Raw genomic sequence first — 23,184 nt, 5'->3', positions numbered from 1 at the left:
AAGGGGGAAAAGAAATGGTTCAATTAAATGGCAAAGTAGCAATCGTAACAGGTGGGGCAAAAGGAATTGGAAAAGCAATTACAGTAGCATTAGCACAAGAGGGAGCAAAAGTTGTTATTAACTATAACAGCAGTAAAGAAGCAGCTGAAAACTTAGTAAATGAACTAGGAAAAGAAGGGCATGACGTTTATGCAGTTCAAGCGGATGTTTCTAAAGTAGAAGACGCAAACCGACTTGTAGAAGAAGCTGTGAATCATTTTGGTAAAGTTGATATTCTTGTTAATAATGCTGGTATTACAAGAGATCGTACATTCAAAAAGTTAAATCGTGAAGACTGGGAGCGCGTAATTGACGTGAACTTAAGCAGCGTATTTAATACGACAAGTGCTGTACTTCCATACATAACGGAAGCAGAAGAAGGAAGAATCATTAGTATTTCTTCTATTATTGGTCAAGCTGGTGGATTTGGACAAACAAACTACTCAGCAGCAAAAGCAGGTATGTTAGGATTTACAAAATCATTAGCGTTAGAACTTGCAAAAACAAATGTAACTGTAAACGCAATTTGCCCAGGGTTTATTGATACTGAAATGGTAGCAGAGGTACCAGAAGAAGTACGTCAAAAAATCGTTGCGAAAATCCCGAAAAAACGCTTTGGCCAAGCTGACGAAATTGCAAAAGGTGTAGTATATCTATGCCGTGACGGTGCGTATATCACTGGTCAGCAATTAAACATTAACGGTGGATTATACATGTAATAAAGTAAGAAAAAAGTGCATATCCATGGCAGGAATGCACTTCTTTTTTAGAAAGAAATCGACCGAAAAGGAGATAAAAAAATGACTACATTCGTAACAGAATGGGAAAAGCAATTGGAGTTGTACCCAGAAGAATATCGCAAAGCATATCGCCGTGTGAAAAGAGCGAGCGAAATTTTATTACGCGAACCAGAACCACAAGTTGGTTTAACACCGAAAGAGGTTATTTGGACGAAGAATAAAACGAAGCTTTATCGTTACATTCCAAAACAAGAAAAAACACAGAGGGTTCCAATCTTATTAATATATGCTCTTATTAATAAACCGTATATTATGGATTTAACTCCAGGAAATAGTTTAGTGGAATATTTAGTAGATCGTGGTTTTGATGTGTATATGCTTGATTGGGGCACATTTGGTTTAGAAGATAGTCATTTGAAATTTGATGATTTCGTGTTCGATTATATTGCAAAAGCAGTGAAAAAAGTAATGAGAACTGCAAAATCGGACGAGATTTCTTTACTTGGTTATTGCATGGGTGGAACGTTAACATCTATTTATGCAGCGCTTCATCCGGACATGCCAATTCGTAACTTGATTTTTATGACAAGTCCTTTTGATTTCTCTGAAACAGGATTATACGGTCCTTTATTAGATGAGAAGTATTTCAATTTAGATAAAGCGGTTGATACATTCGGAAATATTCCACCTGAAATGATTGATTTCGGAAATAAGATGTTAAAACCAATTACAAACTTTGTTGGTCCATATGTTGCTTTAGTCGATCGTTCAGAAAATGAGCGCTTCGTCGAAAGCTGGAAGTTAGTTCAAAAGTGGGTTGGTGACGGCATTCCATTCCCAGGTGAATCATATAGACAATGGATTCGTGATTTTTATCAAAATAATAAATTAGTGAAGGGTGAACTCGTTATTCGCGGACAAAAGGTAGACCTTGCAAATATTAAGGCGAATGTCTTAAATATTTCAGCGAAACGTGATCATATTGCTCTGCCATGTCAAGTAGAGGCTTTACTTGATCATATTTCTAGCACAGATAAACAGTATGTATGTTTACCGACAGGACATATGTCTATTGTGTATGGTGGAACGGCTGTAAAGCAAACATATCCGACGGTTGGAAATTGGCTTGAAGAGCGTTCTAATTAAAGAAAAGAAATCCAACTAGCGTATGTTAGTTGGATTTTTTTATGAAAAATGACGAAACATAGGAAGGTGAAAATTACATTGTAGGAGTATAATTATGAAGCTTATGACTGGTAAGTTGTTTTGGAGTGATGGAGTTTCTGTACCTTGTTATCCAACGTTAGAAGATGATATGATATGTGATGTGCTTGTAATTGGAAGTGGAGAAGCAGGTGCTCAAATAGCGTATTCGTTAGCGAAAATTGGAATGCGTGTTATGCTCATTGAAAAAAGAGCAATTGCATGTGGAAGCACAGCTGCAAATACAGGATTATTACAATTTGTTCATGATAAATCGTTGACCTCTCTTATTCATACATTTGGTGAAGAGAAAGGGGTACGAGCATATAGAATTTGTTATGAAGCGCTGCAAACAATGGAGAAGGTTGTGCCAACTCTCGATATTGATCCCCATTTTATTCCGCGAAAGAGTCTGTATTATGCTAGTAGAGATGAGGATGTTTCATTTTTACAAGAAGAATATAATACGTTACGCCATTATGGATTTCCGGTTGAATATTTTACAGAGTCTGATATTAAAAAACGCTATTCATTTGCAAAACAAGCAGCGTTATATACAAGCGGTGATGCAGAAGTGAATCCATATTTATTAGCGCATAGTCTTTTGCATAAAGCGAAACAAATGGGCGCTACTATATATGAACATGCAGAGGCATTACATATTAAACAAATCCAAAATGATTTAATTTGTTACACGAAAACAGGAAATAAAATCGTAGCAAAGAATATTATTATGGCAACAGGTTATGAACCACTTTTTGGCAAGAAAGAAAAAAACACAACAATAGAAACATCTTATGCAGTTGTGACAAATACGATAGATCAATTTGAAGGTTGGCATGAGCAATCATTAATTTGGGAAACTGCACGTCCATACTTGTATTTTCGAACGTATCAAAATCGCATTATTGTAGGCGGATTAGATGAGGCACTGAAAATTCAAAATATCGGCGATACGAAATTATTGCATAAGCGTGATATCCTTATTAACATTGTAAAAGAAATGTTCCCACAGTTTAATAATATACAGGCAGAATACTATTGGGCAGCGGCATTTGGTGGTAGTCATGACGGTCTTCCTATTTTAAAAGAAGATAAAAAGATACATAATTTATATTACGCACTGCCGTATGGGGGAAATGGAACTGTATACGGAATGGTATTTGCGAAACTATTTCAGCAGTTATTTACAAATAAAGAAAGTGATGATTTTTCTTTATTTAATCGATAGAAAAAAAGGTAGCGAAGTGATGGAATGAGAAAGATAAAAAAGTTTTTACAAAAATTACGTCCCGTGCAGCTTATCGTTTTATTTTATTTACTAGCGGTAGTTGTATCGGTAATTTTGCTTAGTTTACCATTTGTTACGAAGCCTGGTGTGAAATGGACATTTATAGATGCGCTGTTTACATCTGTTAGTGCTGTAAGTGTGACAGGGCTTTCTGTTGTTACTATTCCAGATACGTTTACAACGGCAGGAATTATTGTTTTAGCCCTTATTTTACAATTAGGCGGACTAGGAATTATGGCACTTGGTACATTCGTTTGGATTATAACGGGTAAAAAGATTGGTTTGCAAAGAAGAAGATTAATTATGGCAGACCATAACCAAGGAAATTTGGCAGGTCTTGTGGAATTGATGCGTTCCATTTTAATTGTAATTATTTCAATAGAACTTATTGGAGCGTTACTGTTAGGTACAAGATTTCTAATGTATTTTCCGACTTGGCAAGAAGCGTATTTTCACGGTTTTTTTGCCGCTGTTAGTGCAACAACGAACGGAGGATTTGATTTAACTGGACAATCACTGATTCCATACAAAAAAGATTATATTGTTCAGATGATTCATATGTTGCTTATTATTTTAGGAGCTATTGGTTTCCCAGTGTTAATGGAAGTAAAGCAATTCCTGAGTAAGAGGAGACAGCAACTCTTTCGCTTTTCGTTATTTACAAAATTGACGACAACAACATTTTTTGCACTTGTTATTGTTGGAACAATTATGATTTTTCTATTAGAACGAAATCATTTCTTAGTAGGGAAGTCATGGCATGAAACTGTATTTTATACATTATTCCAATCTGTGACGACGCGAAGTGGTGGGCTTGCTACAATGGATATACGTGAATTGTCACAACCAACGCTTTTATTTATGAGTATATTAATGTTCATAGGAGCATCTCCAAGTTCAGTTGGGGGCGGGATACGTACAACGACATTTGCTGTTAGTATATTATCGTTATATACATTTGCAAGGGGCGGGAGAACAGTCCGAGTTTTCAAACGTCAGCTACATGAAGAAGATGTGTTGAAAGCATCAGTTGTTATGACGATGGGGATTTTATTATGTGCTTCAGCGCTATTTATTTTATCCATTACGGAAAATGTACCACTTATGAGCTTAATAGTTGAAGTTTGTTCTGCTTTCGGGACGACTGGATTATCAACAGGTATTACTCCAGATTTAACAACTGCTGGTAAACTTGTATTAATCGTACTTATGTTTATCGGACGCGTTGGTATTTTGACATTTATTTTAGCTAGTGGTGGAAGAGAGCAACCACCTCGCTATAAGTATCCGAAAGAGCGAATTATTATTGGATAGTATGAAACCATTCTACCTATGTTAGGTAGAATGGTTTTTTAGTCGTTAATTCCAAATTGAGGATGCATAAAAGTATCATTTTTGTTATCAACCTCGTTTTTTAGTAGTTCTTGATTTTCTTCTGAAATCCACCCAATATCATTTGTAGGGTGTATCCATTCTTCCCCAGCCATAATGGCAGGATCAACCTCATCACTCCAATTAGTAAGAGGGCTGTTTTCAGAATTATATTTACTATCACCAATAACAACGTCGTATTGATTTACAAAAGGTTGTTGCATTTGTTTTCCCGTTCCTTTAAATGATGGGAAATTCATTTGATGCGGGAGCGTTTCGTCTAAAATTGGCGATTGGATCGTTTCTTTTTCCTTCAAAGTAATCGCTCCTTTTTGTAATGATTTGTTCGTATGTAGTATTTCCATCTATAAGCTCTTATGTACTTGTTAACACTTCCCAGTAATAATTATTTTAAGTTGTATCAAACTAGAATAGAAAGTTATTTAGTGAGAGCAGGTGAGTGCGTTGGTAAAAAGAAAAGTAAAACAAAATGCAGCAATTAATAATAATAAAACTCCGAAAGAAAGCTTACCAGATGCAGAATTTGCATTAGAGTATGAAGGAGAAAATAGTGCAAAGTATGCTAATCGTAATTCAAAAAAAGGTAAACAAAAATGAGGCGTTTTTTACAAACGCCTCATTTTTTTGTGGGATTATAAAGGTTTTTTAAATTATTTGTAAATTCCGCATTTATTAATGGCAGAAAAATGCGAAAAAACATAGAAGTAGCAACGTATTACACAAAAACAAACAACAAATAAAAGATTAATGTTGGTTTAATACTGCTTTTACACTAGTTGTATATATTTGAGTTGTACATAAGATTTGTAAAAGGAGAGAGAAACAGTGAAAAAAACAATCTTTAAAGCTGTAGCAACTGGAATGGTATTTTCGTTACTAATGGGGTGTGGTGCAAAGAAAGAAGAAAGTGCTGGAGCAAAAGTGAAAGATGATAAATTATCTGGATCATTAACTGTTTACACAGCGATTGAAGAAGAGCTTGTACCAATTTATCTTGATTCCTTCAAAAAGAAATACCCAGATGTGAAGTTGAACATTGTTCGTGATTCAACAGGAGTTATTACAGCGAAATTGCTAGCTGAAGGAAAAAATACACAAGCAGATGTTGTATGGGGAACTGCGGCGTCTAGTCTATTAGCTTTAGAGAAAAAAGATATGTTAAAAGAGTACTCTCCTAAAGGAGCGGATCGTGTTCTTCCGCAATTTAAAGATGATAAGAAACCAGAAAAATGGGTAGGTAATACTGCATTTATGACGGGAATTGCAGTGAATAAAGAAGAGTTAAAGAAGAAAAATTTACCGATGCCAGAATCATATGAAGATTTAACGAAACCAGAATATAAAGGAACGCTTGTTATGCCACATCCAGCTTCTTCTGGAACAGGATTTTTGACGGTTTCTGCATGGCTACAAATTATGGGAGAAGATAAGGGCTGGGATTACATGAAGAAACTTCATGATAATATGGCAACTTATACTCATTCAGGTTCAAAACCAGCGAAATTAGCAGGTGCAGGTGAATATCCAGTTGGCGTATCAATGGTTTATAGTGCTTTGAAAGAGAAACAAAAAGGTGCACCTGTTGAAGTTGTTTTACCGAAAGAAGGATTAGGATGGGAAGTAGAAGCGAACGCACTTATTAAGAAAGATAATGCAAAAAATGATAAGTTAGCGCAAGCATTTTTAGACTGGGCAATTACAGATGATGTAATGAAGTTATACTTCGAGAAAAACGGATTTGCGACAATTAAAAATGATTATAAACTTCCAGATGGATTCCCTAAAGATGTAACAGAAAAGTTATACAAAAAGAATGACTTCAAATGGGCAGCAGAAAATCGTGACAAAATTTTAGAACGTTGGGAAAAAGAGTTTGGCCAAAAAGCAGAACCTAAAAAGTAAGTAAGTGGGAGAGAGAAAAATGAGCGAATATTTATCAATTCAACACATTCAAAAGCAATTTGATGCGTTTACAGCGTTAAAAGATATTTCTTTTACAGTGAAAAAAAATGAGTTTGTTTGTTTATTAGGCCCGAGTGGTTGTGGGAAAACGACGTTGCTTCGAATTTTAGCGGGGCTAGAAGAGGCAACAACAGGTAGTATAGCTGTGAATGGAACAGATATTACAGCATTGCCGCCTGGAAAGAGGAACTTCGGAATGGTTTTTCAATCATATGCATTATTTCCGAATTTAACAGCACTTGAAAATATTGAATACGGCTTAAAGACAAAAAAATATGGAAAAGCAGAAGTAAAAGAGAAAGCGCTAGCTGCGTTAGAACTTGTTGATTTGCTGAATGTAAAAGATAAATATCCTGCTCAAATGTCTGGTGGACAACAGCAGCGAGTAGCACTTGCACGTGCGCTCGCTCTGTCTCCGGATATTTTGTTACTCGATGAGCCGTTATCTGCTTTAGATGCAAAAGTACGTGAAAAATTGCGTAGAGAAATGCGTGATTTGCAAGGAAAAGTAGGAGTAACAACTATTATGGTAACGCATGATCAAGAAGAGGCATTAACGATGGCTGATAAAATTGTTGTAATGAATCATGCGGAAATTATGCAGATTGGAACACCAGAGGAGATTTATCAAAGACCAGCCAATCCGTTTGTGGCAGATTTTATTGGTTCTATTAATTTCTTTTCGAAAAATAACGAAGAACATGCAATTCGTCCTGAACATGTAACAGTTGTACAAAAGGATGGAATTAAGACAGTTGTGGAAAGTATGGAGTTTCGTGGATCTGTATACCGGACGGAAGTGCGGGTTATAGAAGAGAAAACACATCTTTATAATGAGAAAATTGTAGTGGATATATTGGCATCGGAAGTAGAGGCAGAGGCTATTAGAAAAGGAAAGCCCATTCAAATCTCTTTCTCAGAAAATCATATGTTGTCATATGGAAAGAAGGTCATTGTATAGATGGAGATGTTAGAGAACTATAAGGTAGAAAGTACGAAAAAAAAGATTAAGAGAAGTATAGGAAAAGAGGAATGGATCCAAAGGCTCGTAATTATTGGTATGATTTTTTCCTTTCTTATCATACTTGTATTACCGCTATTACAACTATTTACACAAGCTTTTTATGATAAAGATGGAGCTTTCGTTGGTTTAGCGAATTTCAGTAAATATTTCACAACACCAACTTTAGTTCAGTCATTACAAAATACCGTATGGATTTCGGGCGCTACAACAATCATTTCAGTTGCATTGGCTTTCGCTTATGCATATGCAATTGCTCGTACAAATGTTTTTGGAAAGCGTGTATTTCAATACGTAGCATTATTACCATTGTTCGCGCCAACGATGATGCATGGTATTGCGCTTACCTATTTATTTGGTAATCAAGGGTTAGTAACGAAAGGGATGTTTGGTTTATTTGAAGGTATACAAATCCCTTTATATGGCCCAGTAGGAATTGTAATGGCTGAAGTCATGTATACATTTCCACAAGCATTTCTTATATTATTAATTGCTTTTCAAGGCTCCGATTATCGTTTATATGAAGCTTCTAATATGTTAGGAGCGAGTAAAACAAAGCAGTTTTTCACTGTTACTTTACCTAGTGTAAAGTACGGATTAATTAGTGCAATGTTCGTTGTGTTTACACTTAGTTTCACTGATTTTGGAGCACCAAAAATTGTTGGTGGGCAATATAATGTACTTGCTACTGACGTATACAAGCAAGTAATTGGACAGCAAAATATGCCGATGGGTGCAACTGTCGGAATGATTTTATTAATCCCAGCTATTTTTGCTTTTGCAGTTGATCGTATTACGCAAAGAAAGCAGGCGAATTTCTTATCTTCAAAAGCAATGCCATACAGAATAACAGCTAATAAGAAAAGAGATGTAATCTCATTCATATATTGTAGTGTAATTACTCTTATGATTATTCTTTTGTTTGTTGCAGTCGGTATTGCTGCAAGTGTGAAAGTATGGCCATATAATATGAGCTTTACATTTGAGCATTTTAATTTTTCAAGTTTAACAGGAGATGGACTTGAAGCGTTTAAAAATAGCGTAATTGTTTCAGCAATTACAGCGGTTATTGGGGCGATTTTAACATTTGTATTCGCATATGCAATTGAGAAAATAGATCAGCTACAACTTTTCCGGAAAACAGGTTACTTTTTCTCTATCGTACCTTTGGCGATTCCAGGTTTAGTGCTTGGGTTAGGATACGTCTTTTTCTTTAGTCAACCAACGATTCAAATCCTTGGACTTTCAGTAACGAATCCGTTTCATTCCTTATATGGCACAATTGCCGTTTTAGTATTAGTAAATATCATTCATTTTTACTCTGTAACATTCGTTACGGCAACGACCGCTTTAAAGAAACTAGATCGAGAGTTTGAACTTGTTTCGCAGTCTATGGGCATTCCGTTTTATAAAACATTCCTTCGAGTAACAGTCCCGATGTGTTTACCAGCAATTTTAGAAATGGTTATGTACTACTTCGTAAATTCAATGGTAACTGTATCGGCAGTTGTTTTCTTGTACGCAGCTGATTTTAAACTAGCTGCTGTATCAATTGTAAATATGGATGATGCAGGAAATGTGGCACCAGCGGCTGCGATGAGCGTACTCATTGTTGTTACAAATATTGTAGTGAGAGTTTTATATGAATGGGGAACGAAAGCTCTTCGTAACCGAACGTCGCAATGGCAAAAAAGATAAGTAAGAAAGGTGATGGATAAAATGAAAATGGAAGCAGTTATTTTTGATTGGGCAGGTACGACAGTTGATTACGGATGTTTTGCACCACTGGAAGTATTTATGGAGATTTTTCATAAACGTGGTGTTGAAATTACAGCTGAAGAAGCTCGTAAGCCAATGGGATTATTAAAAATAGATCATGTAAGGGCACTAACAGAGATGCCTCGTATTGCGAGTGAGTGGAATCGTGTCTTCGGACAATTGCCAACAGAAGCAGACATTCATGAGATGTATGAAGAATTTGAAGAAATTCTCTTCGCCATTTTACCGCGCTATGCGTCGCTGATTAATGGAGTAAAAGAAGTGATTGCTTCATTACGAGAAAAAGGCATTAAAATTGGTTCAACAACTGGTTATACGAGAGAAATGATGGACATTGTAGCAAAGGGAGCAGCATTACAAGGATATAAGCCTGATTTTCTCGTTACGCCAGATGATGTTCCAGCAGGTCGTCCATACCCGTGGATGTGCTATAAAAATGCGATGGAACTTGGTGTATATCCAATGAATCATATGATGAAAGTTGGAGACACGGTATCAGATATGAAAGAGGGAAGAAATGCTGGAATGTGGACAGTTGGTGTAATTCTTGGCAGTAGTGAGCTCGGTTTAACGGAAGAGGAAGTTGAAAATATGAATCCGGTAGAGCTTCGCGAAAAAATGGAAGTGGTTCGTAATCGTTTCATTGAAAACGGGGCACACTTTACGATCGAAACGATGCAGGAACTCGAAAACGTAATTGAACATATCGAGAAACAAGAACTTATTATTTCATAAAAGGGGCACGGGATCATGAATGAAAATCACTATTTATTACTAACGCCAGGACCATTAACGACAACAAAAACTGTAAAAGAAGTTATGTTATATGATTGGTGTACGTGGGATGTTGAATATAATACGATGGTGCAAGATGTAAGAAATAGACTTGTATCATTGGCAACAAAGGAAGAAGAGAAATATACAACTGTTTTAATGCAAGGAAGCGGTACGTTTTCAGTTGAATCTGTAATTGGTTCTGTCGTTCCTAAAAACGGAAAGCTTCTCGTTTGTACAAATGGTGCGTACGGTAAGCGAATTGTGCAAATGGCAGAGATGTTACATATAGATGTGGTGGTCAGTCAAACAGAAGAGTGGGAGCCAACTAATATTATAGAAGTAGAAAAGTTATTGCAACAAGATAAAGAGATTACTCATATTGCAGTTGTTCATTGTGAAACAACAACAGGTATTATTAATCCAATTGTAGATGTATGTAAATTAGGGAAGCAATACGGAAAAGTTACACTGGTTGATGCAATGAGTAGTTTCGGTGGTATTGAAATAGATATTGCTGATTTGCAAATTGATTTTCTAATTAGTAGTGCGAATAAATGTATTCAAGGTGTTCCTGGATTCGGCTTTGTCATCGCAAAACGTGATGAACTATTGAAATGTAAAGGGCAAGCCCGTTCTTTATCATTGGATTTATATGATCAGTGGGAAACGATGGAAGAACAAAATGGGAAATGGCGTTTTACTTCACCAACTCATATTGTACGTGCTTTTTATCAGGCGTTGCTTGAATTAGAAGAAGAAGGCGGAGTAAGAGCACGTTACAATCGATATTATAATAATCAAAAACTATTAGTGAACAGAATGAAAGAAATCGGCTTTAAGCCATTAGTAGATGAAAAATATCAATCTCCTATTATTACATCTTTCATTTATCCAGAAGGGGAATTCGAGTTTCAACGATTATATAACGAATTAAAGCGTGATGGCTTTGTTATTTATCCTGGGAAAATTTCGAAAGTAGATACGTTCCGCATTGGAAATATCGGTGATGTACATGAAGAAGATATTAATCATTTAGTTGATAGTATTGCTAAAGGAGTTGTTATAGGTTGAAAGTATTTTGCTTAGGTGGAGCAGGTAAAATATGTCGTGAAGCAATTTTGGATTTAGTTCAATTTTCATCATTTGAGACGATTACAGTAGCCGATTTTAATGAAGAAGAGGGTCGTAAAGTAGTAGAGTGGTTAAATGATCCTCGTGTTGATTTTGTGAAAGTCGATGTGACAAATCATGAGGATACGGTCACAAAAATGAAAGGCTATGACATTGTAATGGATGGCACGACGATAAAGTTAAATGGACTGTCTACTCGCTGTATTGCGGAAGCTGGGTGTCACGGTGTGAACTTGAATGGATTTGGTGAAGAAAATGAATCCCATTCTATATTTGTTCAAAATGAAAAAACATGTTTACCTGGTTTTGGTATGACGCCAGGTGTAACGCAAATGATGGCAATGCATGCAGCAAACCAGCTAGATAGTGTAGAGTCAGTTCGTGTAAGTCACGGTTCGTATCGTCCAATTGCTTTTTCAGCATCAATTACAGAGACAACGACATATGAATATGATCCGCATTTACCATCGCGTACAGTGTATGAAGACGGTGAGTTTAAGCAAGTGCCTCCGTTTGCGCGCCCAAGAGAAATTGAATTGCCAGCGCCTTACGGTAAAACAACACAGTATATAATCCCGCATTCTGAAACGATTACGTTAGCAAAAGCACTAGAAAATAAAGGTGTCAAACTGATTGAAACAAGAGGAACTTGGCCAAAGCAAAATATGCAGCTCGTACGTGCCTTATATGATTACGGTATTTTACGTAATGATCAGATTGAAATAGACGGTAAAGAAATTGGTATTATGGATTGTATTTCGAAATATTTACTACAATCGAAAGAAGGACAAGAAACAAAAATTTATGGTTATGCACTTCATGTAGAAGTAATAGGTATGAAAAATAATGAGAAACAGCGACATGTTTTATATCATACACACCCGCTATCTGATGGATCAATCAAAGGATGGGAAGAATTAAGAGCCTATACGAGGAACGTCGGTATTCCATTTGGGATTGCTACAGAGTTAATGGCAAAAGGTGTTGTTAATAAAGTCGGTGTTTTAACGCCCGAAGAAGCTTTCGAAAATCCACAAATAATTTTTGATGAACTAGAAAAGCGCGGTATTCATATTCATGAAGAGGTTTTTACTGAAAAAGAGAATTATAACTTGGTATAAGCAAAGAATTTCATGAGGTAGATATAAATGGGGTGAAGCTATGTCTGTAGTAGGAGAAGAAAGAAAGCGAACCATTCTTGAAAAGGTAGAGTTTAAAGGGAAAGTGAAAGTTTCGGAGTTAGCGAGAGAGTTTGCAGTATCAACAGAAACAATTCGCCGTTATTTAGAAGAATTAGATCGTGAAAAAAAGCTGAAGAAAGTGTATGGAGGAGCTGTTCAACTTCCAGGAGCTGGGGTAGAGGCACCAATGCTAGAAAGAGAGATGCTGCATATAGAAGAGAAGAAAAGAATTGGTTATAAAGCAGCGACATTTGTGGAAGATGGTGATGTCATTGCCATTGATGATGGGAGCACACCACTTCAAATGGTTCCATACCTTGTTCATCGCAAAAACTTAACAATTGTAACAAGTTCATTTCCAGTAGCAACACAATTAATTTCTTCTATTAATAAAAAGATGTTTCATGGTGAAGTTCTATTTATTGGCGGAAAAGTATCTCCAAAGCATTCACGTGTGTCAGGATCTATTTCCCAGCAAGTTATCCATCAATTTCATTTTCATAAAGCGTTCGTTTCGATTGATGGATTGTTACCAAGTTTTGGGGTTTCCAGCTTTGAATTAGAAAAAGCGAAACTGTCAGAAGCGATGATTAAACTAGCTGAGAAAACATATATTTTATGTGATCATACAAAGGTAGGCGTAAAAGGGAATTATAGAATAGCGGGATTTTCTCGTATTCAACATGTCATTTGTGATAAGAAAATGCCATATAGTTTTGAAGAAGAAGCTAAAAAGCATAATATTCAATGGACTGTTTGCTAGCAATCCAGCTTTTATGGATAGGTGGAATCACTTAACATAAATTTTGATATGATTTTGAATAGTGGAAGAAAAGATTTGTATTCGTGCAAAAAGTGGACACATTTTCTCATTTCCTTCATATAATTTACCAATAGAAAAAAAGTTGGCTGGAGGAAAGAGGGGACGGGAATGTCGGAACGGATATATAATAAACTTGTATTGTACACGAATATTTTGCAAAAAATCGGTGTTATTAATGAAAAAGAAAAAAGTGAAATTCTTCATACGATAGGTAAGAAGGCCCTTTGAATAAAGGGCTTTTTATTTTTTATAGCCAGAAATATAAATTTAATGTGATTAAAAAATGTAACATACTTAACTTTAGCAGGTAATCAAATTGAAGATATTACACCGTTATACTCATTACATTTAAAAGATTTAATATTAACACGTAATAACGTTAAAGATTTATCGGGCACTGATCAAATGAATCAATTAGATGAATTATGGATTGGGAAAAATCAAATTGAAGATGTGACACCACTTGCTAAAATGACTCATCTTAAAGTATTAGATTTACCTAATAATGAGAAAAATACGTTATTCTTTAATAAGAAGAATAACGTATTTTTTATATGTACAAGATTAAGTAGGTAATAGACAGGAGTGTTTACATGTGAGTCGCCTATTTTTACGAGGAGTGGTGAAACCGTATTGACAAAAAGGCTTTCTCATGTAATAATTCAATTAAATTTTTAGAATAATCAAAAAATACTCCTTTTACATAGAAAGGATTTGAACATTATATTAATATTACGCCGGGGGTGACGAAATGTTATTTTTTCTGAAGAAATGGAATGAATTAAAAGATGTGAAAGCAGAATTGGCACTTCGCGATTGGTTTTATGGCACAAAAATTAGTTTATCGATGTGTACGTCAAAAGAGCCATTAACATTTTTAGTGAATGTAGAAGGAAGAGATAAAGGGTTATTTTCGGAAGAGGATTTTATCGTTGTAAATTGCATGTGTGAGCCAGTATTTGAGAACGAAGAAAAACCAGCTTCAGAATCTTTTATGCACGCGGATATTTATAAAAAAAGCAGTGCGGAATGTATTTTACAAGTGCAAACTGTAGATAGCCATTTAATGTCAGAATTATATGGGAAAGAAGGAGAAGTAACATTCGAGAAACGCAGCGTGGAACGTGTTTTTGGAAAAGAAGGTATTACAGAAATGACAATTCCAATTGTAGAAGATGAAAAAAAGTTCGCTAATTTATTAGAAAGTAATGTTCCGAATTTTGTTGAAGGCGGAGGGGTAGTTCTTGTTCATAATTACGGAATGATTGTGTGGGGGAAAACTCCAGAAGAAGCAAAAAAATGGTTGGAAGGTATAGAGTATTTAATGAACTATCACGTAAAGCTTTTAATGATAAAAGGGGCAAAAAGTTCTGTGATATAAAAATTTATTAACAATGGTTATCATTTCAAATAAATGAAAGCGTTTTAAAAATAATTTTACTCATAAAATATAGGTCTCCTTATTATATATAGATTACATGTTGACATGTAAGGAGGAACATATTTTGCGAGTTAAATATCATTTTCTGCCGAAACAGCAGGTTACCTTTTGCAAAATGAATGATTCCGGTGAACGAGCATTGCAAATTATGAATGAAACGGGATTTCGAGCAATCCCTGTATTAGCAGAAGATGAGAAGAAATTCACAGGGATTATTTATAAAGTAGACCTTTTAGAAAAGAAGTGTAATAGCGGATTAGAACATGTAAGTACGGGAGATGTGCTGGAAGATTCATATGCGTTTATTTTTGAAAAGGATTCTTTTTTCAGAGCTTTTTATGTTATTCGTCGTCTTCCATTTTTAGCGGTTTTAAATGATTATAATGAATTTGTTGGTATTTTAACACATTCTAATGTATTTGATGTTATTGAAGATTCGTTCGGTATGCGAACGGGTGGGTATATATTAACGATTGCAACACAAGATTGTAAGGGAACGATTAAAGAAATTGGGACATTGTTAAAGGCATACAATATCGGTGGAATGTTTACTTTAGATAACGGTGATCAATATATTCGCCGTGTTATCGTAAATATATCAGATGAGTTAAATGAGAAAACATTAAAGCAATTAATTGGAAGAATAGAGAAAAAGGGATTTCGGGTGAGTCACGTAGATTATATTTAAATTGAAAAAGGTACTCATCTACTATGTGTAGATGAGTACCTTTTTTAGTAGGGTATATGAATTTTATTTCGAAACGGGTGGTGGAGATAATGCTAAATCAGATAAAAAGATGAAGTCTGCATGCTCGCGAATTTTAGGAATAGAGGTTTCGATAACACGTGATGTAATTTCCCCTGGAGGGCCAACGTGTCCGATAGCTACCATAATGGGTTTTTCTTGAATTTTTTTTATGAGTAATTGGGCTTGTCTTGAAACATGATCTGCCGTATATACATCATCAAAAAATAGTTGGTTTTCAATAATAGGTACCCCTAATTGTTTACCGACTTTTGGGACAACACTATTAGGGTTTGTTTTACTATCTAAATAAAATAAACCGTGTTTTTTACAGGCAGAAAGTATAAGACGTACAATTCTTTCATCAGCGGTTACTTTTGATCCCATATGATTGTTCATTCCAATTGCATGCGGCACTTCTTGAATTGCTTGTTCGAGTCGATTGTTTATTTCTTCATCACTTAAATCTGTTGTAATCGCTTTTGGTCCAAGCCATTCTTTCTTTCCTTTAATTGGCTCCATTGGCATATGTATAATAACTTCATGACCTTTTTTATGGGCTGCTATCGCATCTTCTTTAGTGGAAGGCAGAAATGGCATAACAGCAATAGTAAGTGGAATAGGAAGTGATAACATTTTATCCGTTCCTTTCATATTATTGCCGAAATCATCGATGACAATAGCAACTTTATTCGTATGGGCGTTTGCTTGAATAGGAAATAAGAAAAAGGGTACGAACAGGGTAAAAACGAGCAATGTAATAGTATATTTGCGCATATAAATATTTCCTTTCTATTTTATAAATCATCATTATGTTTTGCGTTTTTATATAAATTAAACAAAAAATGTCGAAGAAAAGTATATGGAAAATGGAGAACCCACTGTTTACTTGGTATTTATAAAAAAAAAGATGAAAAAAATGTCTATTATTGCGAATGTATTTACAAAGATAGAATAATTTGTAATAATTCTCAAAGTGAGGGTAAAGATTTGTAAATTACAGGGAGAAAATGTTTAAATTTCTGATTTTTCAAATTTGAATGTGATTAAGAAGTTGAAAGATCAATGTAGAAGTGAAGTTGAGAGCATGGAAGAATACTAAGGGGGATATGGATGTTTACTGTAAAAAGGAAGTACACATTAGAAAAGCTTTCGCATGATATTCATATGAAACGTGAAGAAATGATTCAATCAGGATTGACAAGTGGATTAAATAGTATGGAGACAATTCAAGTTAGTCAAGAATTGGACAAGCTTATTTTACAGTATCAGCGTTATAAAGAAAAACAAACACCGAAATGGTTTTCAATTATAAAGGCACCTATTTTTCAAATAGGGTATGAAGGAAAATCGAGTAATTTTTGGCGAATGCTTGTGGCTGGTTTTATGAAATAAGTATAATTATCCTTTTGGGATAAGGATAATTATACTCTGTGCAATGGAATCTCGATATGAACTGTCGTTCCTTTGCTTTCTTTACTATCAATAAAAATGTGCCCATTGTACATCTCTACAATTCGTTTACATATGACAAGTCCAAGACCTGTTCCAGTATCTTTATTAGTAAAGAACGGATGAAAGAGGTGTTTTTGAATATGTTTTGGAATTCCTTTTCCGGTATCAATAATTTGCAATTGTGCGTGTTTTTCATTGTTTGTTACTACAATAGTTAATGTATCCCCAGAAGTCATAGCTTCAATTGCATTTTTGGTAATATTTAAAACCACTTGTTTCATATGGTCTTTTGAGCAACGTATATGAACAGGGTGGTCTGGCAAATGTAAATGGAATATAATATTATGCAAATTCGCCTCAGATTGAATAATTACTGCTACCTCATTAAGAATCGTTCTTACATCATTTGTTTGTTCAATGATGGCAGTTGGCTTTCCAAGAATAAGAAATTCGCTTACAATCTCATTAATACGTTCTATTTCTTGTTCAATCACTGAAAAGTAGAACTGATCCTGCTCATCTCTATATTTCTCTTTTAATAGAGCAACGAGTCCTTTAATTCCAGTAAGAGGATTACGGATTTCGTGAGCTGTACTAGCCGCAAAAGTTCCAACCAATTCAATTTTTTGTAGTTCATTTTGTTGTCTTTCTAGTTTTGTTTGCCGTTTTAATAACATATATTGAACAAGTAAAAATAAAATAGACATTAAAAATAAAGTAGCTGTACATTCTATTGAAACTAACCGGTATAAGGTTTGTTGATGAATAGGTAACGGAGAAACAGAGACCTTCCAGTTTAATCTTTGGAGTGGGGTAGTAAGCATATTAGAATGCTCATCGCTTGTTTCATTATTATCATCGGTTAGAAAAACTACATCATGTTTATCAGTCACTTCGAAATGATATTGTGGTTTAATAGCATTTAAAGAGGATGAAATGTAGTCAAAGCGTAAACTTGCTAACAATAATCCAGAGAGTTCCTTTTGTTTATTAAATATTGGAGAGGCAATCATAATAGCCTGATGCCCAAGGACGCGATCTGTTATAACTGATGATACAGTTGTTTTCTTAGATTGTAATGCATCTTGAATGTACTTGCGGTCAGAGACATCAACGTGCGTTGATTCACCTTCGGATGCGAGTGTAATTATCCCATCTGTCGTAGCGTAATATAGACCAGAAAAACGTTCATCATTTCCATCTGTATCGTGTACAATCTGTTTAATTCCATTTATGTTTCCTGTTTCGGTTCCTACAACTTTTGCGAGCATTTCTAAGGCAGAAATAGCTTCACCAAGGTGATGGTCCAAATAGTCTCTATATAAAAAGAGAACAGTATGAGCAGATAGTTTGTTTTCCTGTTTCATTTGATAAGTGTGATACGAAAAAAATGTGGCACCGATCCCTATCGTTGGCAGTATAACAAGCAGTATGTAACAAACTATGCTTTGTAATTTGACTTTCAAATTTGGTACTCCTTCTTTTTTATTATCATTATATATAAACTATGTTAAAATTGTCATGTTTTTATTTAAGAATCATTTGCATTATATTAGGGAAAGGAAAAGGGATGAGTGAATGTTCATTCGGAAATTGTAATGAAGTACTACATTGCTTTTCTTTTTGTTGCGGAGAATTTAAGTGAAGGGTTGAAATGGTATGACATCAAATAATGAGCGAGAAGATATTTCTCAATCTCTAAAAGTATTTATTGCATTATCCCGTGTACATCGTTCTGTTATGGATATTACAAATAAATCCATTCAAAGTAACGGATTAAATCCAACTGAGTTTGCTGTATTAGAACTCCTATATCATAAAGGAGGCCAACCACTTCAGCAAATTGGTGAGCGTATTTTAATAGCTAGTGGTAGCATTACATACGTTGTAGATAAGCTAGAGAAAAAAGGGCTTGTAAAGCGAATTCCATGTCCAAATGATAGACGTGTAATTTATGCACAATTAACGGAGTCTGGAGAGAACTTTATTGCTTCTATTTTTCCAGGTCATAAGCAAGTTATACATCAGTCTTTTGAAATGTTAACGAAGGATGAGAAGGATGAATTACTTGATCTATTGAAAAAAATCGGAAAGTATGAAAAATGATGTTATGTTCCAAAGGGGCTTTGGATAAAGAAATCCAAAGCTTTTTTTGTTTGCATATAATCAAGACAGTAACTGCCGAATTTTGGTGAAGAATAAGAGGAGATTCGTAAGTAAGCATTGAATTATAGTAAAGATACATATAACGGAGAGGGGGGCTCATTCATGTCATTTAAAGACTATGAATATAAACGGCCAAATATTGAAGAAATAAAAGAGAAATTTACTGTTGCTTTAGAAAAATTCGATAATGCAAAAACGATTGAAGAACAAAAACAAGTAATCAATTCAATTAATGAAATTCGCAATGATTTTGGTACAATGGGGAATCTTTGTTACATTCGTCATTCTGTGGATACGACAGATGCCTTTTATAAGGAAGAACAAGATTTCTTTGATGAATACTCTCCAGTTGTGCAAGGTTATGGAACGAAGTATTATAAAGCGTTAATTAATTCTCCATTCCGTGAAGAATTAGAAGCATATTATGGGAAACAATTATTTGCTTTAGCTGAATGTGATTTAAAAACATATTCAGATGAAGTAGTGAAAGATTTACAATTAGAGAATAAATTGTCTTCACAATATACACAGTTATTAGCATCTGCAAAAATTGACTTTGCAGGAGAAGAAAGAACGTTATCGCAACTTATTCCTTTTATGCAAGGAAAAGAAAGAGGCGAACGTAAAGCAGCAAGTGAAGCATACTACGGATTTTTAGCTGAGAATGAGGGAGAATTAGATCGTATTTATGATGAGCTTGTTAAAGTGAGAACGAAAATCGCGAAATCACTTGGTTTCAAGAACTTTGTTGAATTAGGATATGCAAGAATGTATCGTACAGATTATAATGCTGAAATGGTTGCGAACTATCGTCAGCAAGTATTGGATTACATAGTTCCGGTTGCAACAGAGTTAAGAAATAGACAAAAAGCACGCATCGGTGTAGAAAAGCTCGCTTATTATGATGAAAACTTTGAGTTTGCTACAGGTAACCCAACGCCAAAAGGAGATGCGGATTGGATTATTAATCATGGGAAAACGATGTATAAAGAGTTATCAGCTGAAACAGATGAATTTTTCAATTTTATGCTAGATAACGATTTATTAGATTTAGTTGCGAAAAAAGGAAAAGCTGGTGGCGGATATTGTACATATATCGAGAATTATAAAGCGCCGTTCATTTTCTCAAACTTTAATGGAACGTCTGGTGACATTGATGTACTAACACATGAAGCGGGCCATGCTTTCCAAGTATATGAAAGTCGTAAATATGAAATTCCAGAGTATAATTGGCCAACATATGAAGCGTGTGAAATTCATTCTATGAGTATGGAATTCTTTACATGGCCATGGATGAAGTTATTCTTTGAAGAAGATGCAGATAAATATTATTTCTCACACTTAAGTTCAGCTCTTCTATTTTTACCGTACGGTGTATCTGTTGATGAGTATCAGCATTATGTATATGAAAATCCAGAAGCATCGCCAGCAGAGCGTAAGTCAGCATGGCGTAACATAGAGAAGAAGTATTTACCACATCGTGATTATGAAGATAATGATTATTTAGAGCGCGGTGGTTTCTGGCAACGTCAGGGACATATTTATAGTTCACCGTTCTACTATATTGACTACACGCTAGCTCAAATTTGTGCACTACAATTTTGGAAACGTGCGAGAGATAATAGACAAGAGGCATGGGAAGATTATGTGAATCTTTGTCAACAAGGTGGAAGTAAGTCATTCTTAGAATTAGTAGAAGTTGCAAATTTAACATCGCCATTTGCTGAAGGTTGTGTAAAAAGTGTAATTACAGAAATTGAAGCATGGTTACGCGCAGTAGACGACACAAAATTGTAAAAAAGTATGCGTTTTTTTCACATGTTTAACATCGACATAATGGAAAAATGATGAGATAATAAAAGAAAATTCAGAATTATCAACGGGGTGTTTCTAATAAGGAGCACCTCTTTTCACCAACAAAAGGGGGGAAAGAATTATGCTTCAATCTAATATGGATGTTAGTTTAGAAACTTTAGTGCACTCATTACAGTCTACACGAAGCACACTGTTATCAGAAATTGAAATGTTAAACGATACGGAGGTGAATGTAAAGCCACGCCGTGATAAATGGAGTATTATTCAAATTTTGCATCACTTACATTTAGTTGAACAGTCTGTCACATCTGCCCTTGTATATGCTTTGCAAAAAAAAGAAAGAAAACTTGCTCCATTTAAAGACCTCCAGCTTACGCTTGATCGCACACATAAACGAGAAGCTCCTCAACAAATGAAACCAACAGAAACATTAATGAAAAAACTACAAGGCATTCAATTACTAGAACATTCACGACAAGAATTATTACACGCGCTGCATAGCGTAATAGATGAAAAAGAATTATTTGAAAACGGATTAAAGCATCCTGTTTTTAATGATTTGAATTTATACCAATGGGTTCAATTTCTTGATTTGCATGAGCAAAGACATCTTACACAACTAAAAGAAGCGAAACATGCAATTTTACAGCGTTAAAGTGAAACTTTAATCGGTGGGGAGGCATCCCGCATCAATCGGGCATTTACGGCAGCCTTACATCCGAATTTTGAGGTGGGAGTCTTACTGCCCACAAATAGCGGGATAAAGTGAAAGAAGTGGGGAACCGCTTCTTTTCTTTTTTACTTATGCATAGTTTTCTTTTACATTTTGGAATACTACATGGAGAAAAGAAAAGAAGGAGTTGAAAAACATGTCAAAGAAAAAGAGAGAAGAAGAGCGCGCTTGGAAAGCTCGAAAAGAAAATCAAAAGCCACATGGGAAAGTGAAAGCTTTTGCAGAATTAGTTGAAGGAACAGAAAAAACGTGATGAACTCCATCACGTTTTTTGTATGAGCGGGAAAGTTAATAAGAAGGTTGTACCTGTACCTTTTTCGCTTATAATATCAACTTTTCCATCCATTGCTTGAATGACACTGAAGACGACCATCATTCCGAGTCCGGTCCCTTTCTCTTTCGTTGAGTAGAAAGGTGACCCAAGGCGTTTTACTTGTTCTTGATCCATACCAATTCCTGTATCTTTTATATATAATTGTATATGTTTATGGTCTGGAACTAATGTAAGAATAAGGTCACCACCTGTAGGCATAGCCTCAATACAGTTTTTAAAAATATTTAATAAGCATTGGTTCAGTTTTTGTTTTTCGCCAGCGATAAAGAAAGAGGTACTTTGTTTTATGTAATGTATACGAACATTTGTTAAATTGGCGAGAGGTGTTATCAAAGACAACGCATGAAGTAATTCTTCTTCTACTTGTAATCGTTGTTCTTTTTCAATACTCGGTTTCGCAAAAGTTAAGTAATCGGTAAGAACATGATTTGCTTGTTCGATACCATTGATGGCTATGTCGATATATAATTTTCGCTCTTCCTCAGAACATGTATCCGACTGTAAAAGTTGCAAAAATCCTTTCGTTGAAGTTAAAGGATTGCGAATTTCATGAGAGATGGAAGCTGCCATTTCACCTATTAAATGAAATTTTTCGGCGTTCATAAGTTCATTTTGGAGACGAACTTGCGTCTGTAATATGTGTAGTAAATATAAAATAAGGATTGTGCCAATCATCGTACATAGTTCGTATACAATGATATGTGGTATATAATCTGCCCTATTCGTAACCTCTGAAAGGAAGAAAGGTATCCAACCAAACCCATATGTGAGACTGTAAAAAATAGCAAGTGTTATTTTTACATGATTAGAACTTCGATTAAAAAGTTTGTATGTCAATAGTAGAACAATAAATAGGAGAATAGAAGCGATAAAGGATGGAAAAACACCTATTCCTCCTAATAAAAAGCGATATATGTTTAATACAACTAAAATAGAACCCCCAGCAATAGGTCCTCCTGTTAATGTGCCGACAATTAATACGATATGACGCATATCAAATTGAAAACCATTATTTGTTTTTGCTGCAAAAGTGATACATAGTATGGTAGCGAGGCAACACAATACAATAAATATAGCTGAATTTAATTTAGGAGATCGTTTCCCTTTCTGATTCCAAAATAAATGATATACAAGCATTGTAACGAGAATGGATAAT

General features: G+C 35.0%; 23 protein-coding genes and 1 pseudogene. 20 read left to right on the top strand and 4 right to left on the bottom strand.

Annotated elements, in window-relative coordinates; all coding sequences use genetic code 11:
- The first annotated feature begins 14 nt into the window (after window positions 1–14).
- From MR109_RS10740 to MR109_RS10725, 4 genes are all read left to right on the top strand, one after another.
- Window positions 15–758: an acetoacetyl-CoA reductase gene (locus MR109_RS10740; RefSeq protein WP_000250412.1), complete on the top strand. Its 744-nt coding sequence runs from the start codon at window positions 15–17 to the stop codon at window positions 756–758.
- A gap of 81 nt (window positions 759–839) precedes the next feature.
- On the top strand, window positions 840–1,925 hold the full coding sequence (gene phaC / locus MR109_RS10735; protein WP_002170962.1) for a class III poly(R)-hydroxyalkanoic acid synthase subunit PhaC: 1,086 nt from the start codon (window positions 840–842) through the stop codon (window positions 1,923–1,925).
- Window positions 1,926–2,019: 94 nt separating this feature from the next.
- Window positions 2,020–3,213 (top strand): NAD(P)/FAD-dependent oxidoreductase, encoded by a 1,194-nt coding sequence (locus MR109_RS10730; protein WP_242272061.1) that lies wholly within the window; start codon window positions 2,020–2,022, stop codon window positions 3,211–3,213.
- A gap of 24 nt (window positions 3,214–3,237) precedes the next feature.
- Window positions 3,238–4,587, top strand: a complete 1,350-nt coding sequence (locus tag MR109_RS10725) for a TrkH family potassium uptake protein (RefSeq protein WP_002170964.1) — start codon at window positions 3,238–3,240, stop codon at window positions 4,585–4,587.
- A 38-nt stretch (window positions 4,588–4,625) separates the two neighbouring features.
- Here MR109_RS10725 and MR109_RS10720 read toward each other — a convergent pair whose 3' ends face one another.
- A complete protein-coding gene (locus MR109_RS10720; RefSeq protein WP_142322795.1) occupies window positions 4,626–5,009 on the bottom strand; it encodes a DUF3905 domain-containing protein in 384 nt (127 codons plus the stop codon).
- 100 nt (window positions 5,010–5,109) lie between these two features.
- On the opposite strand from MR109_RS10720, the gene MR109_RS10715 reads away from it, so the two are divergent.
- From MR109_RS10715 to cbpA, 11 genes and pseudogenes are all read left to right on the top strand, one after another.
- Complete coding sequence (locus MR109_RS10715) at window positions 5,110–5,262, top strand: hypothetical protein (RefSeq protein ID WP_000240799.1); 153 nt, start codon at window positions 5,110–5,112, stop codon at window positions 5,260–5,262.
- Window positions 5,263–5,490: 228 nt separating this feature from the next.
- Window positions 5,491–6,567: a putative 2-aminoethylphosphonate ABC transporter substrate-binding protein gene (locus MR109_RS10710; protein ID WP_025150987.1), complete on the top strand. Its 1,077-nt coding sequence runs from the start codon at window positions 5,491–5,493 to the stop codon at window positions 6,565–6,567.
- Window positions 6,568–6,586: 19 nt separating this feature from the next.
- Window positions 6,587–7,588, top strand: coding sequence for a putative 2-aminoethylphosphonate ABC transporter ATP-binding protein (locus tag MR109_RS10705; RefSeq protein WP_242272060.1), 1,002 nt, complete (start codon window positions 6,587–6,589; stop codon window positions 7,586–7,588).
- On the top strand, window positions 7,589–9,346 hold the full coding sequence (locus MR109_RS10700) for a putative 2-aminoethylphosphonate ABC transporter permease subunit (RefSeq protein ID WP_242272058.1): 1,758 nt from the start codon (window positions 7,589–7,591) through the stop codon (window positions 9,344–9,346).
- Window positions 9,347–9,367: 21 nt separating this feature from the next.
- Complete coding sequence (gene phnX, locus MR109_RS10695) at window positions 9,368–10,162, top strand: phosphonoacetaldehyde hydrolase (RefSeq protein WP_242272056.1); 795 nt, start codon at window positions 9,368–9,370, stop codon at window positions 10,160–10,162.
- 15 nt (window positions 10,163–10,177) lie between these two features.
- Window positions 10,178–11,275 carry a 2-aminoethylphosphonate--pyruvate transaminase gene (gene phnW / locus MR109_RS10690; protein WP_242272054.1) on the top strand — a complete coding sequence of 366 codons (1,098 nt, stop codon included), beginning with the start codon at window positions 10,178–10,180 and terminating at the stop codon, window positions 11,273–11,275.
- The gene (locus MR109_RS10685; protein WP_098789047.1) at window positions 11,272–12,456 is read left to right on the top strand and encodes a saccharopine dehydrogenase family protein; all 1,185 of its coding nucleotides are present in this window, start codon (window positions 11,272–11,274) and stop codon (window positions 12,454–12,456) included. Before phnW ends, MR109_RS10685 begins: the two co-directional genes overlap by 4 nt.
- A gap of 40 nt (window positions 12,457–12,496) precedes the next feature.
- Window positions 12,497–13,279: a DeoR/GlpR family DNA-binding transcription regulator gene (locus MR109_RS10680; protein WP_071720163.1), complete on the top strand. Its 783-nt coding sequence runs from the start codon at window positions 12,497–12,499 to the stop codon at window positions 13,277–13,279.
- A 336-nt stretch (window positions 13,280–13,615) separates the two neighbouring features.
- Window positions 13,616–13,849, top strand: a pseudogene (locus tag MR109_RS10675) (leucine-rich repeat domain-containing protein); the annotation flags it as partial.
- 241 nt (window positions 13,850–14,090) lie between these two features.
- A complete protein-coding gene (locus MR109_RS10670; RefSeq protein ID WP_002170975.1) occupies window positions 14,091–14,720 on the top strand; it encodes a class II aldolase/adducin family protein in 630 nt (209 codons plus the stop codon).
- A gap of 124 nt (window positions 14,721–14,844) precedes the next feature.
- Window positions 14,845–15,468, top strand: a complete 624-nt coding sequence (gene cbpA, locus MR109_RS10665) for a cyclic di-AMP binding protein CbpA (RefSeq protein WP_025150980.1) — start codon at window positions 14,845–14,847, stop codon at window positions 15,466–15,468.
- A gap of 63 nt (window positions 15,469–15,531) precedes the next feature.
- Here the strand turns inward: cbpA and MR109_RS10660 are convergent, their stop codons facing one another.
- Entirely contained in the window at window positions 15,532–16,302 is a 771-nt protein-coding gene (locus tag MR109_RS10660) for a divergent polysaccharide deacetylase family protein (protein ID WP_002170977.1), read from the bottom strand.
- A gap of 336 nt (window positions 16,303–16,638) precedes the next feature.
- On the opposite strand from MR109_RS10660, the gene MR109_RS10655 reads away from it, so the two are divergent.
- Window positions 16,639–16,920 (top strand): aspartyl-phosphate phosphatase Spo0E family protein, encoded by a 282-nt coding sequence (locus MR109_RS10655; protein ID WP_025150978.1) that lies wholly within the window; start codon window positions 16,639–16,641, stop codon window positions 16,918–16,920.
- Window positions 16,921–16,949: 29 nt separating this feature from the next.
- Here MR109_RS10655 and MR109_RS10650 read toward each other — a convergent pair whose 3' ends face one another.
- The gene (locus tag MR109_RS10650; RefSeq protein WP_242272052.1) at window positions 16,950–18,446 is read right to left on the bottom strand and encodes a DUF3149 domain-containing protein; all 1,497 of its coding nucleotides are present in this window, start codon (window positions 18,444–18,446) and stop codon (window positions 16,950–16,952) included.
- Window positions 18,447–18,639: 193 nt separating this feature from the next.
- Here MR109_RS10650 and MR109_RS10645 point away from each other — a divergent pair, with 193 nt between their 5' ends.
- The 4 genes from MR109_RS10645 (at window position 18,640) to MR109_RS10630 (ending at window position 21,947) form a co-directional block, all read left to right on the top strand.
- Window positions 18,640–19,086: a MarR family winged helix-turn-helix transcriptional regulator gene (locus MR109_RS10645; RefSeq protein WP_002170980.1), complete on the top strand. Its 447-nt coding sequence runs from the start codon at window positions 18,640–18,642 to the stop codon at window positions 19,084–19,086.
- A 162-nt stretch (window positions 19,087–19,248) separates the two neighbouring features.
- Window positions 19,249–20,943: a M3 family oligoendopeptidase gene (locus MR109_RS10640; protein ID WP_071720166.1), complete on the top strand. Its 1,695-nt coding sequence runs from the start codon at window positions 19,249–19,251 to the stop codon at window positions 20,941–20,943.
- 139 nt (window positions 20,944–21,082) lie between these two features.
- A complete protein-coding gene (locus MR109_RS10635) occupies window positions 21,083–21,616 on the top strand; it encodes a DinB family protein (protein WP_002170982.1) in 534 nt (177 codons plus the stop codon).
- A gap of 214 nt (window positions 21,617–21,830) precedes the next feature.
- On the top strand, window positions 21,831–21,947 hold the full coding sequence (locus MR109_RS10630) for a DUF6254 family protein (RefSeq protein ID WP_000038354.1): 117 nt from the start codon (window positions 21,831–21,833) through the stop codon (window positions 21,945–21,947).
- A gap of 9 nt (window positions 21,948–21,956) precedes the next feature.
- On the opposite strand, the gene MR109_RS10625 is transcribed toward MR109_RS10630, so the two are convergent.
- Window positions 21,957–23,165, bottom strand: a complete 1,209-nt coding sequence (locus tag MR109_RS10625; protein ID WP_048369482.1) for an ATP-binding protein — start codon at window positions 23,163–23,165, stop codon at window positions 21,957–21,959.
- Window positions 23,166–23,184 lie beyond the last annotated feature (19 nt).

It is taken from the genome of Bacillus cereus group sp. BfR-BA-01310, from assembly GCF_022664325.1.
In the GTDB taxonomy this organism is placed as follows: domain Bacteria; phylum Bacillota; class Bacilli; order Bacillales; family Bacillaceae_G; genus Bacillus_A; species Bacillus_A paramycoides.
This window is presented reverse-complemented; position numbering and strand designations above follow the sequence as displayed.

What these genes read in the sequence shown, in the direction of transcription:
- MR109_RS10740 (WP_000250412.1), top strand. Translation starts at nt 15, where the DNA reads ATGGTTCAATTAAATGGCAAAGTAGCAATCGTAACAGGTGGGGCAAAA.
- phaC (WP_002170962.1), top strand. Translation starts at nt 840, where the DNA reads ATGACTACATTCGTAACAGAATGGGAAAAGCAATTGGAGTTGTACCCA.
- MR109_RS10730 (WP_242272061.1), top strand. Translation starts at nt 2,020, where the DNA reads ATGAAGCTTATGACTGGTAAGTTGTTTTGGAGTGATGGAGTTTCTGTA.
- MR109_RS10725 (WP_002170964.1), top strand. Translation starts at nt 3,238, where the DNA reads ATGAGAAAGATAAAAAAGTTTTTACAAAAATTACGTCCCGTGCAGCTT.
- MR109_RS10720 (WP_142322795.1), bottom strand. Translation starts at nt 5,009, where the DNA reads ATGGAAATACTACATACGAACAAATCATTACAAAAAGGAGCGATTACT.
- MR109_RS10705 (WP_242272060.1), top strand. Translation starts at nt 6,587, where the DNA reads ATGAGCGAATATTTATCAATTCAACACATTCAAAAGCAATTTGATGCG.
- MR109_RS10700 (WP_242272058.1), top strand. Translation starts at nt 7,589, where the DNA reads ATGGAGATGTTAGAGAACTATAAGGTAGAAAGTACGAAAAAAAAGATT.
- phnX (WP_242272056.1), top strand. Translation starts at nt 9,368, where the DNA reads ATGAAAATGGAAGCAGTTATTTTTGATTGGGCAGGTACGACAGTTGAT.
- phnW (WP_242272054.1), top strand. Translation starts at nt 10,178, where the DNA reads ATGAATGAAAATCACTATTTATTACTAACGCCAGGACCATTAACGACA.
- MR109_RS10680 (WP_071720163.1), top strand. Translation starts at nt 12,497, where the DNA reads ATGTCTGTAGTAGGAGAAGAAAGAAAGCGAACCATTCTTGAAAAGGTA.
- MR109_RS10670 (WP_002170975.1), top strand. Translation starts at nt 14,091, where the DNA reads ATGTTATTTTTTCTGAAGAAATGGAATGAATTAAAAGATGTGAAAGCA.
- MR109_RS10660 (WP_002170977.1), bottom strand. Translation starts at nt 16,302, where the DNA reads ATGCGCAAATATACTATTACATTGCTCGTTTTTACCCTGTTCGTACCC.
- MR109_RS10655 (WP_025150978.1), top strand. Translation starts at nt 16,639, where the DNA reads ATGTTTACTGTAAAAAGGAAGTACACATTAGAAAAGCTTTCGCATGAT.
- MR109_RS10645 (WP_002170980.1), top strand. Translation starts at nt 18,640, where the DNA reads ATGACATCAAATAATGAGCGAGAAGATATTTCTCAATCTCTAAAAGTA.
- MR109_RS10640 (WP_071720166.1), top strand. Translation starts at nt 19,249, where the DNA reads ATGTCATTTAAAGACTATGAATATAAACGGCCAAATATTGAAGAAATA.
- MR109_RS10635 (WP_002170982.1), top strand. Translation starts at nt 21,083, where the DNA reads ATGCTTCAATCTAATATGGATGTTAGTTTAGAAACTTTAGTGCACTCA.
- MR109_RS10630 (WP_000038354.1), top strand. Translation starts at nt 21,831, where the DNA reads ATGTCAAAGAAAAAGAGAGAAGAAGAGCGCGCTTGGAAAGCTCGAAAA.
- MR109_RS10625 (WP_048369482.1), bottom strand. Translation starts at nt 23,165, where the DNA reads ATGCTTGTATATCATTTATTTTGGAATCAGAAAGGGAAACGATCTCCT.